11 protein-coding genes and 1 pseudogene are annotated in these 12,187 nt (G+C 38.7%); 9 read left to right on the top strand and 3 right to left on the bottom strand.

Going from position 1 to position 12,187, the window contains the following annotated elements; genetic code table 11:
* Positions 1-45 precede the first annotated feature (45 nt).
* The 6 genes from RCG25_RS22175 to RCG25_RS22150 all read left to right on the top strand — a co-directional run bounded on the left by RCG25_RS22175 (position 46) and on the right by RCG25_RS22150 (position 4,523).
* Positions 46-762 (top strand): MBL fold metallo-hydrolase, encoded by a 717-nt coding sequence (locus RCG25_RS22175; protein ID WP_308080982.1) that lies wholly within the window; start codon positions 46-48, stop codon positions 760-762.
* Between the two features lie 56 nt (positions 763-818).
* Positions 819-1,046, top strand: coding sequence for a hypothetical protein (locus tag RCG25_RS22170; protein WP_308080981.1), 228 nt, complete (start codon positions 819-821; stop codon positions 1,044-1,046).
* 101 nt (positions 1,047-1,147) lie between these two features.
* Positions 1,148-1,846, top strand: a complete 699-nt coding sequence (locus RCG25_RS22165) for a response regulator transcription factor (RefSeq protein WP_308080980.1) — start codon at positions 1,148-1,150, stop codon at positions 1,844-1,846.
* Positions 1,847-1,849: 3 nt separating this feature from the next.
* Positions 1,850-2,785, top strand: a complete 936-nt coding sequence (locus RCG25_RS22160) for a sensor histidine kinase (RefSeq protein WP_308080979.1) — start codon at positions 1,850-1,852, stop codon at positions 2,783-2,785.
* Positions 2,786-2,914: 129 nt separating this feature from the next.
* Positions 2,915-3,838, top strand: a complete 924-nt coding sequence (locus RCG25_RS22155) for an ABC transporter ATP-binding protein (RefSeq protein ID WP_308080978.1) — start codon at positions 2,915-2,917, stop codon at positions 3,836-3,838.
* Positions 3,831-4,523, top strand: coding sequence for an ABC transporter permease (locus RCG25_RS22150; RefSeq protein ID WP_308080977.1), 693 nt, complete (start codon positions 3,831-3,833; stop codon positions 4,521-4,523). Before RCG25_RS22155 ends, RCG25_RS22150 begins: the two co-directional genes overlap by 8 nt.
* 42 nt (positions 4,524-4,565) lie before the next feature.
* On the opposite strand, the gene RCG25_RS22145 is transcribed toward RCG25_RS22150, so the two are convergent.
* A complete protein-coding gene (locus RCG25_RS22145) occupies positions 4,566-5,498 on the bottom strand; it encodes a glycerophosphodiester phosphodiesterase family protein (RefSeq protein WP_308080976.1) in 933 nt (310 codons plus the stop codon).
* A gap of 15 nt (positions 5,499-5,513) precedes the next feature.
* Positions 5,514-6,476: a D-2-hydroxyacid dehydrogenase gene (locus tag RCG25_RS22140; RefSeq protein ID WP_308080975.1), complete on the bottom strand. Its 963-nt coding sequence runs from the start codon at positions 6,474-6,476 to the stop codon at positions 5,514-5,516.
* Between the two features lie 193 nt (positions 6,477-6,669).
* On the opposite strand from RCG25_RS22140, the pseudogene RCG25_RS22135 reads away from it, so the two are divergent.
* Positions 6,670-7,881, top strand: a pseudogene (locus RCG25_RS22135) (MFS transporter).
* Positions 7,882-8,059: 178 nt separating this feature from the next.
* Positions 8,060-8,827 (top strand): 3-hydroxyacyl-CoA dehydrogenase, encoded by a 768-nt coding sequence (locus RCG25_RS22130; protein WP_308080974.1) that lies wholly within the window; start codon positions 8,060-8,062, stop codon positions 8,825-8,827.
* Positions 8,828-8,930: 103 nt separating this feature from the next.
* Here the strand turns inward: RCG25_RS22130 and RCG25_RS22125 are convergent, their stop codons facing one another.
* Entirely contained in the window at positions 8,931-10,031 is a 1,101-nt protein-coding gene (locus tag RCG25_RS22125; protein WP_308080973.1) for a DUF4303 domain-containing protein, read from the bottom strand.
* A gap of 279 nt (positions 10,032-10,310) precedes the next feature.
* Here RCG25_RS22125 and RCG25_RS22120 point away from each other — a divergent pair, with 279 nt between their 5' ends.
* Positions 10,311-12,056, top strand: coding sequence for a sigma 54-interacting transcriptional regulator (locus RCG25_RS22120; RefSeq protein ID WP_308080972.1), 1,746 nt, complete (start codon positions 10,311-10,313; stop codon positions 12,054-12,056).
* Positions 12,057-12,187: the final 131 nt, after the last annotated feature.

Genomic DNA, 12,187 nt, shown 5'->3' with positions numbered 1-12,187 from the left:
ATATATATAAGAGAGAATAGGGAGGAATTTTTAGGAGGATACAAGGTGGAGTATATTTTTAAAGTGGTAAAAGATAATGTATATGTGCTAGCAGTTTGGGATGAGAGCTGGCGCTCGTATAATAACTGTTATTTTATAGTAGAAGGACAATCGGTTACGTTGATTGATTCGGGGAAACAACAGCACGCTGTGTTCATAGAGCAGGCATTACACAGTATTGGAAAGTCAGTCGATGATGTGATTCTTTGCTTGGCTACACATGGGCATGAGGATCATGTACAAGCAGCCTCAATTTTTAAACATGCAAAAAAAGTGATTCATCTAAATGAGAAAGAAACAATAGAATGTCTTGAACCTGATCAATTTTTATATGAATTGCCAAGTGATGGACATTATGGAGAGTTTGATTGTCAGTTGGTTGGCTATCATACCCCAGGTTCAGTTATTTTTTATCATAAACCGTCTAAGATTTTGTTTACGGGAGATTTTCTATGCTTCTTTGGAGACCCCTTATCACCAGATGGTTTAGTCTCTGCGGGACCTGAGCTTCGAGAGGAATGGCTGATGTATTTACGAAATGGCGGGGTGCTAGACAAACATCTTCCTCCGTTTCTTAGTGGGTTAGAAATCTTGTCTAGATTTAATCCTGAGGCAATGTGTTCTGGTCACGGAGGAGTCCTGACAGGTGAGATAAATGAGTTTATTCTAGCGTTATTGAAAGCGGGAGAAAAATTATTGGAGACCGCTCAATTAACTGAATAAACAAGAGGAAAAGGTTCACTCTAAGTACATAAACGATTGACAAAAAGGAGCTAACTGTGAAGCCATTTGAAATTAGTAATATGATTATTGATGATGACTTTTATAATGAAGAATTTGTAACAGCGGACTTTTCCTATCAAAATCATGACTACAGTATTACGTTTAAAAAGGCAGATCTGGAAGTAGTGAATGCCTGGGTATTTAAAGAGGGTTCGTCGCTTCCGGCCGACCTACCAGAGAATATAATTGAATCAATAAGAAAAGATGTTGAAAAACGGATCTAGTCTTAGACTAGATCTATTTTATTTGTTTTTATTATTCATATGAAGGAATTTCGACATAAAATATGGAAATAAACCATATGGAATGAACGGGTGGGGATAAAATGAAACACAAAATATTGTTAGTGGAAGACGATACATCCATCAGTGATATGGTAAAAGGCCAATTTATAAAAGAAGGCTATGAGGTGGTACCTGCATTTGACGGGGAAGAAGCCCTTGAGGTATTTTCACGCAACACATTTGATTTGATTATGCTGGACTTAATGTTGCCTAAGCTTGATGGAATGGAATTTTTAAAAATTATCAGGGAGAAGAGCATGATCCCTGTATTAATCATGTCGGCAAAGGATGGGGATTTAGACAAAGCATTAGGATTAGGCTTTGGGGCCGATGATTATATTGCTAAGCCGTTTTCGATGATTGAGCTGACGGCAAGAGTGAAGGCGGCGATCAGAAGAGCGACACACTATTCGCGTACCGAACGGGAGCAACAGAAAAAGGTATTGACGGCTGGCGATTTAACTCTTGATTTAGATAATTTCTCCTTACATAAGAATGGCACCGAAATTAAACTAACATCAAAGGAATTTCATATTCTAAAACTATTTATCTCACACCCTAGCCGTGTGTACACAAAAGCACAAATTTATAGCTTAGTTTGGGATGATGAGTACTACGGGGATGAAAATGTAATCAACGTCCATATGAGAAGATTACGTGAAAAAATTGAGGATGATCCTTCTTCACCTAATTACATCAAAACCTTATGGGGAATTGGTTACAAGCTCGGGGAATTTTAAATAATGGTCATATTTTTAGTCATTATCATAATAGGATTAGCTTCACTAAACTTTTTACAATATCGGTCGAAAAAAAATGACCAGTCTAATTTAACGTATCTCCACAAAAAGCTGCAGCGAATCATCCATGAACAAACGGATGAAAAATTGCTACTACATACAGATCGTGAAGATATGAAACAGTTATTAATCCAAATTAATCGTCTTTTGGAACATAATCAGAAAATCATGGCAAACTACAATAAGACGGAAATATCTATGAGGAAAATGCTTTCTAACATCTCACATGATTTGAAAACACCACTGACAGTTGTGCTTGGCTACATTGAGATTATGTTAAATGACTATAATAGAAGCCAGGAAGAAACGGCTGAACTTTTGCAAAAAGTCCATGGGAAGACGGTGGAAGTTTTAGAACTTATTAAGAAGTTCTTTGATTTGTCTAAGCTTGAATCTGGGGATAAAGACATTCCACTCACAAGAGTGAACATGAATGAGATTTGCCGGAAAAATATATTAAACTTTTATGAGGCCCTCACATCAAAGGGGTTTGAGGTAGCAATCGAAATCCCAGAAGAAAATCTGTATGCTCTTGGAAACGAAGAGGAGTTAGACCGAATCTTAAATAATTTGATTTCTAATGCAATTCAATATGGTAGTGAGGGGAAAGTGCTTGGTCTGACACTTAGAACGGATGAAAAATCTGTGTATGTAGATGTATGGGATAAAGGAAAGGGCATTAGTTCACTCCATAAGGATTTGGTATTTGAAAGAATGTACACCTTGGAAGATTCCCGAAACAAATCGTATCAAGGAAGCGGGCTTGGTCTAACGATTACAAAGAGACTAGTAGAGAAAATGGACGGACAAATTTTTCTAAACAGTAAACCTTACGAAAAGACTACATTTACTATAAAACTCAATCGAATCATGTACTAAACATCAAAGGGTGCCTCGAATTCCGGGACATCCTTTTCTTTCTTAAGAATTTCGTAAGATTTGATTAATAAAAAAGAAAACTCTACTGACTAGAATAAAAGTAGTTAAAGACGAAGGGGAGCTGATGAAATGAGCTACATCATCAAAACGAATCAACTAACAAAAACATATAAAGACAAGGACGTTGTATCAAATGTCAATATGAAGGTGAAAAAAGGAGAAATCTACGGATTCCTCGGACCAAATGGTGCCGGTAAAACCACGATTATGAAAATGCTCACCAATCTAGTGAAGCCGACAAGCGGTGAGATTGAAATCTTTGGTGAGAAACTTACCAATACGTCCTATGAAGTACTAAAGCGGTTGGGCAGCATTATTGAATATCCTGTTTTCTACGATCGACTAACAGCAAGAGAGAACCTGGAGCTTCATTGCGAATATATGGGCTACTACGACAAAAAGGCAATTGATCAAGCGTTGGACTTAGTGAAATTAGCTAATATTGAGGATAAGCCAGTTAAAGACTTCTCACTTGGTATGAAGCAGCGTCTCGGAATCGCACGTGCCATTATTACCAAACCGGAATTGTTAATCTTAGATGAACCCATTAACGGAATGGATCCAGTCGGCATAAAAGAACTACGTAATCTTTTTCAAATGCTATGCCGTGAATATGGCATGACTCTATTGATCTCTTCTCATATCCTCGGTGAAATTGAACAGATTGCCGATACCATCGGGGTAATTAGTGACGGTAAGTTAATTAAAGAGGTTCCAATGTCCGAAATTCAAGAGCAAAATACAGAATATCTTGAGCTTGCCGTTCATGATGTGAAAAAAGCCCTTTATGTATTGGAGGAAGTCCTTAAGTTTACTAATTTTAAAGTAGTAGAAGAGGGACGTTTCCGCATCTATGAAACAGGAATCTCTCAAGCAGAAATTTCTAAAACGCTTATTTTAAATGGAGTTATGATTGAAGAACTTAGTAAGAAGAACCATTCACTAGAAGATTATTTCTTAACAATTATTAATGGGGGCGGTATTAGTGCGTAAATTAATCAGTCTTGAAATAAAAAAGTTTAAGTTAATTTCTTATATAAAAAATGTGTTGATTGCTAATGTGGTTGTTATGGGCGTACTTTGTATGTTGTATTTTGCTGAAAAAAGTGATGGGAATATCGCATTTCCTAGCTATGACATGGCCTTCGGGGCATTTGGTAGTATTATTAGAAGCATCTTTATTATTTTTGCAGCCGTGCTGATTTCTAGGCTCATTATTGATGAATATAAGAGTAATTCTATTTCCTTGATGTTTATGTATCCGATTAATCGAAAGAAAATCATCATTTCTAAGTTGATTATTGTTGCGTGCTTCACATTCCTAACGATTTTCTTATCAAACCTCTTAGTTGGCAGCATGTTTTATTTAGCCGATTCCTATTTTCATTTTGTACCTAAGGCGTTAACAACAGATGTCTTAGTGAATGGATTTCTTAGCATGACCCTTGGCGCGGTTGCCTCAACAGGAATGGCATTAATTCCATTGTATTTTGGAATGAAGAAAAAGTCAGTTCCAGCCACGATAGTATCAGCGATTGTTTTGGTTTCAATCTCGAGCTCTTATACTGATAATATAAATCTTTTTTCGTTCATTGTCGTACCAATCGCCCTTGCTCTTGCTGGCTGCGTAATCGCTTATTTATCCTTTAGAAATATTGAAAAGGTGGATATTAATTAAACTATAAAAGGGCTGCCCATAGTGGTGCAGCCCTTAACCTTATTATTCAGCAAGTAATTGTAAAAGTAAATCCGGACGATTGGTTAAGATTCCATCTGCACCTGCATCTAAGAGTTTCTTCATTTCTATTGGATCATCGATGGTCCAATAGCTTATGTCTTGTCCGCGTCGGTGTGCCCCGTTAATTAACTTCTGATCGGTCAAATCAAAGCCGCTATCTGCGGTGGGAATTTGAAAGGAATCGGTTTTTGGCTGATAAAGGTTCCTTAGGAAGAATTTATGGAAGACAACGAATTTCTTTACCTCTTGTTTTCCACCGCAAGTGGCTACCCTGTCCTTCGCATACTTGTTAAAAGTATCAAGAATAACTTGGTCAAAAGAAGCCACCAGAATTTTATCCTGCATGTGATATTTCTCGATAAGTGCCCATAGTTTTGCAGCCATTTCTTCCATTCGTTCAGGCGGATTGTCGTCCTTAATCTCCATTTCAATTCTCATATCACCAAACGTCTGAAACATTTCTTCAGCAGTAGGGATATAGACGCCTTTGCCACGGTAGCTATAGTTGCCTTCAAGGTCTTTAAAATGGTAACCAGCATCAAGCTTCTGGATTTCCTTCAATGTCATGTCTGCCACCGATCCATGACCGTTCGTTGTCCGATCGACTGTCGGATCGTGGATAGCAACCAAATATCCATCTTTTGTAATATGGAGATCGGTCTCAATTACATCCACACCCATATTTGCTGCGTTCGTAAACGCCGCCATCGTATTAGATGGAGCGAGTAACTCACCGCCTTGATGGGCAATCACTAACGGCCGGTTATTTTTGAAAAAGCTCTTTTGGCTTATTTGCTTAACCGGTATGAAATTAACGGCTAAAAGGAAAATAAGGATGGCTGGAATTAAATATTTTAAGACTTTTACACTGCGTTTTTTCTTTTTCGTTGTTTTTTCAATTACAACTTGCTGCATGCTGTTGCTCCTTTGTTAATATCCTTTTGTAAAATCAACCCGGTTAATTGGCGGGATGTTTCCTGCTAGATATTCCTTTAAGTTAGGGATAAGGATATTTTCAATGACCCGCTTATTATAATGCTCAGTAGAACCGGAAGTGTGCGGGGTAATGATGACGTTCTCCATTTCCCATAATGGGCTCTCTGTTGTGAGAGGTTCTTTTTCAAATACATCTAATCCAGCACCGGCAATAATTCCATCCTTCAATGCCTGAATGAGCTCATCTTCCACCACAATTTCACCTCGACCAATATTAATGAAAAAGGCAGAAGACTTCATTTGCTTAAATTGTTCTGCACTAAATAACCGATGAGTTTCGTTCGTAAGAGGTAACGTCACCACCACATAATCACACTTAGGGAGCAATACGTCTAATTGGTCTGGTGTATACATTTCATCAACATAGTCTGCTGGCTGTCCTGAGTGCCTGACACCAAGGACGTTCATTCCAAAGGCCTTGGCAATCTTGGCTGTTTCTTTGCCAATCTCACCAACGCCAATAATCCCCACTGTTTTTTCGTGCATTTCTAGTCCCATATGGGCATGGTGCCAAGTTTTTGTTTGCTGGTTTTTGACATATGTATGCAGCTTACGTGTTAGGCCTAGCATCAGGGCGAAAATCGTTTCGGAAATAGGATACGCATGAACACCATTGGCACTGGTAACTGTTATGTTTCTATTGTTTAATTCATCTAGTGGCAAGTTATTCACACCAGCACTCCAGGTTTGCAGCCATTTAAGCTTGGATTGCGGGGCAAGAATCTCTTCTTCCAATCCTTTTTTCCAGCCAGCGATAATTTCGGCCTCTTGCAAATGTTCCTGCCAAACTTCTTTGTCCTTACCGATGAGTAACTCCCAGTCAGGTAAGATATTTTCCAGTAGATTGATATGGTCTTGATCTAAATTATGGGTGATTACTAGCTTCCTTTTTTGCATATGAATCCTCCGTTCGTATGATGTATATCTGATTTAATGATAACGTAAATAGGTAGAAATATTAACTTCTTTTGAATAATCTTTCTGGTTTCCTTTTTCCAGCTTCTGTGCTATTATTTAGCGATACGAAATAAAATGAATGAATGTGAATCTTCTCGGAGAAGGTTCTTTTTTGATGGAAGGAAGTGGTAGGATGAAGGAGCGTTTGTGGACGAAGTCATTTATTATGCTCATGGTAGGGAACTTGTTTGTGTTTATGTCATTCCAAATGCTTATTCCGACTCTACCGCCATATATAAAGTCAATTGGAGCATCTGGATTAGAGATTGGGTTAGTAACGGCATTGTTTTCAATTGGTGCAGTCATTAGCCGGCCCTTTATCGGTTTTATGCTTGAATATTAACCGAGAAAAGCACTGGTAATATCTGGCGCAATTATGCTCTTACTCATTACCATTCTTTACCCTATTTCACAAGTAGTTCTGATTTTTCTATTATTCCGCTTGGTCCACGGATTAGCTTGGGGCTGGTCAACTACGGTGAACGGGACGGCAGCAGTCGATGTCATTCCTAATTCACGGCTAGGTGAGGGGATGGGCTATTACGGCCTGTCGATTACGATTGGGATGATTATTGCGCCAAGTCTAGGAATCTTTTTATATAAAATTACTACATTTACTAATCTCATATATATTTCTGCGCTATTAGGGCTTATTGCAATTGTCTTGCTTATGATTGTTCGGTATCAAACTCCTGAAGCTGTCCTACATACGAAAAAGGAAGACTTAAAGTTTTCCTATGTAGGGTCATTAGTTGAAAAGTCAAGCTGGTTTCCTGCGTTTATTACTATTATTATCAATCTTGGCTACGGATAAATCGTGACGTTTATTGTCATCTTTGGTCAAGAAAGAGGCATCGATCAAATCTTTTTATTTTATATTTTTAATGCGTTGATGGCTACAGTTGCAAGGCCGATTGCGGGAAAATGGTTTGATGAAAAGGGACCTATCGGACTGGTTCTTTTCTGTACCATCCTTACTTTTGTAGGCATGTGGGTACTCTCCTATGCTCATTCAAGCCTCTTGATTGCTGTTGCAGGCGTACTTTTTGGCTTGGGCTTTGGCTGTTTAATCCCTACGCTTCAGTCTTGGGCATTATTAATGACACCAACAAATCGTCGTGGTGTAGCTAATGGAATGATTTTTTCATCCATTGATTTAGGGATCGGGCTGAGCGGCGTTATTTTTGGGGCCCTTGCACAGTTTGTAGATACGGCGTCGATCTTCCGGATTGCGAGTCTTTTTCTACTAGTTGCTATTGCCTTAGTTCTTATTATGGAAAAAAAGAAACGGGTTGCGTCACAGGAAAATATCGTTTCTAAGAAAAAGGTCAGAGCCTCCTATTAATGGGGCCTGACCTTTTTTATAACTGTACGATTTTCGGTCATATTCTTGTGAAAACTGTCCAAACGATATACATATAAAAAAATGAATATAAGACAACTGCTTTACCAACCTTAAGATATCCAACTGGCACAATTCTTGCAATTTAACAAAATAGAATTCTTTTAAGGGGGTTATTAGGATGGATATGCAAGCTTGTCGTGCCATAGTTACAGGCGGGGCTTCAGGACTTGGAGAAGCGACTGTGCGGAACATTGTAGGCAAAGGCGGAAAAGCGGTTATTTTTGACCAGTCTGAAGAAAATGGGAAGCGGCTCAAAAATGAGTTAGGGGAAGCAGTTTTATTTTTGAAGGCAGATGTCACGAAGGAAGAGGACATCCAGGAAGCGGTTAATAAAGCGGCTGACTTTTTAGGAGAAGTAAATACGGTTGTAAACTGTGCGGGAATTGGGATTGCTGAGAAAGTCATCGGCAGAAATGGAGCTCATAACCTAGCTCTTTTTTCAAAGGTCATCAATGTCAATTTGATTGGGACCTTCAATGTGATTAGGATTGCTACTGAGAAAATGTCGAGCAACGAAGTGAATGAGTCTAACGAAAGAGGCGTGATTATCAATACTGCCTCTGTGGCTGCCTTTGACGGTCAAATCGGGCAGGCTGCCTATAGTGCATCAAAAGGTGGGATTGTCGGTATGACCTTACCAATTGCAAGAGAGCTAGCACGATACGGAATTCGTGTGATGACGATTGCACCGGGGCTTTTCCACACACCAATGTTTGATACTCTTCCTCAAGAAGCGAGAGATTCACTTGGAAAAATGGTGCCGTTCCCACCAAGGCTTGGCTATCCAACCGAGTATGCCCAGCTCGTCCAAAGTATCATTGAAAACCCAATGCTAAACGGTGAAACCATCAGACTAGATGGAGCGATTAGGATGCAGCCGAAATAATAAAGTGATGTTTCTCATTAAAAATATAAAGAAAAATGACTATCAAATTTAAACTGCTTGATAGTCATTTTTTATTCAGAGATTGGCAAGATTAAGACAAGAATTATAGGTTTAAGTTAAAATGATGATAGTTCTCCAATCGATCTCCACTGTCTATAGAAGGATAAGGAAATTGACCAGGAGATAGGGAATTCAACGCTCTTGCAAGAAGAGAAACATTCCTACCGATACCGTCATATGGATAGGCAATTGTTTTGGTAAACCAAAATTGTAGTATCTCGTGCAAGGGCTTTATCATTTCTTCGTCTCCCGTTGATTTAACTAGGTCAATTAGTTCGTGTGTGATTTTTCCTTCCTTCGTCCATACACTAAGAGTTCCACTTTTATCTTCTTTTACCCTTTTTACCCTTTCCTCTTTTGGTAAAGAGGCGAACTCATGGTTTAATTCCTCACTTTTCCCGTACGTCTGAAGTAATGATAATAATTTGGGTGAAATGTCTTTCCCAAAACTTTTAATAATATTTATAACATCATACTTATTCCGTCGGCACGCCTTTAAATAGTTGACTTTCTCACCCTCTGTATCGGTTGAAAAGTCCTCATATGCAGATATCCAATAATTCATTTGTTCCTCCTTGCTCATTTGGTGAAGGTTGAATTGCAGCTGTTCGAACCTCGCAATTTCCGGAAAGGAAGCATACAATTTTTCCAACGGGACTGTTTCTTTCATAAGGTTGATCTGTTCATCATAATCCATATCGTGAATGATGTTAAAAGCAATAAAATCCTCTGTCAGGTTCAATAAGTTGAATTGTTCATCCAATTGAATGCATACATTGATAGCGCCTTTGATTAGGGGGTCCCATCCTTCCAACTCATCCAATTCTTGAGTTGCATGGCGGGATGCGAATTCTTCTATATCTTTGGAGAACTTAAAAGGAAATCCAAAGTCATTCATGCTGTATTTTAGATTTCTAAGCCCGTAGAATGGATCTTCAATAGTGTAATAGGCGCCACTACTTCTTTTTTTATTAAAAGAATCCAAAGTGTTGATAAATAGGACAATATTGCCGTGGTCTAATTGTGTGTAAATACAGAAGGAATAGACGTCTCTGTTGTGTTCAGTACTTGAAAATTCTTCAATCATTCTACAGCAATCCCGAAACAGTAATTCTTCAAACCGCTTGTAATCCAACTTTTTCATAATTGGTCCCCCATTTGAGCCTTACGTGAATCTATGGAAGGCTCCTCATTTGTTTATATTATAAAGATTTCTAGTATTTAGGATATAACCTATTATCTAAAAATTCGACAATAGTTGAGGTATTCCTTGCTTTACCGCTAATGAAAAAGAATTATAATGGATTTCTTCATCTTTGGTTACCTGTTTAAAGATTCAATGAAAGAATGTCTATTGTAAAAATAGTCAAAAAAATCACTCTTTTTTGGTACAATAAAGCTATGTAAAGAGGGTGGTGACGAAATGCCTGAATTTAAAGATATCATTACGCCAGTGGATTGTAGGGTAACAGAAGTAACGACACTTAAAGAAGCCCTTGATCTTATGCAAGAAAAGAAGTGGAACCTGTTGCCAGTAACTGACTCAAACAGAGCGCTTCTCGGTGTTTTTACTCGTAGCAGTTTATATCAAATGGTCATAGCTGAATGTCCCCTTAACACTCCCATCAAAAAATACATAATAAAACAGGTTGAAACATTAGATATCAATACCCCGTATGAACAGATTGAGAGAATTGTAAAAACCAGTCAGGTTGGAACAGGTGTGATTATCGATGAACAAGACCAAGTGGTTGGTATTTTAACAAAGACAGATATGGTCATGTCACTTTTACAAACCTCACAGGAATTACAAACGATTAAAACATTAAAAAGGACATTGGAAACAGCCATTGACCATGCATTTGACGGGATTGTCATGACGGATGAAAGGAAAAAGATTCAGATGGTCAGTCCTCCTCTTTTAGAATTATTCAATCTTCAAATCGAAGCGGTGCTACACGAACCAGCTGAGAAAGCACTGCCACAGCTTCACTTAGAAAAGGTTTATGAATCCGAAACCGCTGAAGTAAGCGGGTTTTTAGAGATTAATGGCATTAAATATATCGTTCATCGCATCCCGATTGTAGAGGATGGAAGGGTGATTGGGGCAATAGGCAAAGTGGTATTCCGGCAATTAAACGAGGTAAGCGAGCTATTCAAAAAGCTGCAGAAGGCAGAGAATAAGGCAAGCTTTTATCATCAACAATTTCAGAAGTCGGAATCAGCGAGATTCACATGGGACCATCTATTAACCGTTGACCCCTATATGGAAAAATTGAAGAAAAGTGCGGCAAAAGCAGCAAAAGGCCGTTCGACCATTCTGATTCGCGGAGAAAGTGGTACGGGCAAAGAACTATTTGCACACGCCATTCATAAAAGTAGTGCGAGAAGTACGGGAAAGTTCATTGTTGTCAATTGCGCAGCCATTCCTGAGGATTTGCTAGAATCGGAGTTTTTTGGCTATGAAGAAGGGGCTTTTACAGGAGCGAGACAAAAAGGGAAGCTGGGTAAGTTCGATTTGGCCAATGGAGGGACTCTTTTTCTCGATGAGATTGGAGATATGTCGTTAGCGCTCCAGGCAAAGCTATTGCGTGTCCTTCAAGAGAGAGAATTTTATCGGGTGGGTGGAACGGTAAGAATTCAAGTGGATGTTAGAATTATCGCCGCTACTAACCGTAACCTTGAAGAAATGGTCAAAGAAGGGACGTTTAGAGAGGATTTATACTACCGCCTCAATGTGATTTCATTAAACGTTCCTCCTCTAAGGGAACGCCTCTATGATGTCGACCATTTAATTGGACAATTCATGATTGAATTTAATCAAATTTTGGGCACAAGCATAATGGGTATAGAGGAAAGGGCAAGAGAAACATTGCTAGGTTACGATTGGCCTGGGAATGTCCGTGAGCTAAGAAACGTGATGGAACGGGCCATGACCTTTGCTGAAAGTGGAAAAATTAAATATGAGGACCTACCTGATTATGTAACAAAGAAGGTGACCATTTTCGAACCATTGGTGAATGTTTCCTTAGTTGAAAATGCTGAGCTTGAAGCGATTAAAAAGGCACTTGTCCAAGTTCAAGGAAATAAAGTAAAGGCTGCTAGGTTACTAGGGATTAGCCGGTCTGGTTTATATGAAAAAATAAAAAAATATAAATTGCCGACTTAGGAACAACAAGTGGTGAGGGGAGACGTGAATACATTACTTCGTCTCCCTCATTTGATGGTGTCCAGTTTTTGGACATTAGATTGTCGTCTGTGTATGGTTGAAATACAACTAATAGTCGAAGAATCCTGTAT

This window comes from Neobacillus sp. PS2-9 (genome assembly GCF_030915525.1).
GTDB lineage: Bacteria > Bacillota > Bacilli > Bacillales > Cytobacillaceae > Neobacillus.
Note: the sequence above shows the minus strand (reverse complement) of the source record. Positions and strands in the feature narration are given on the sequence as shown.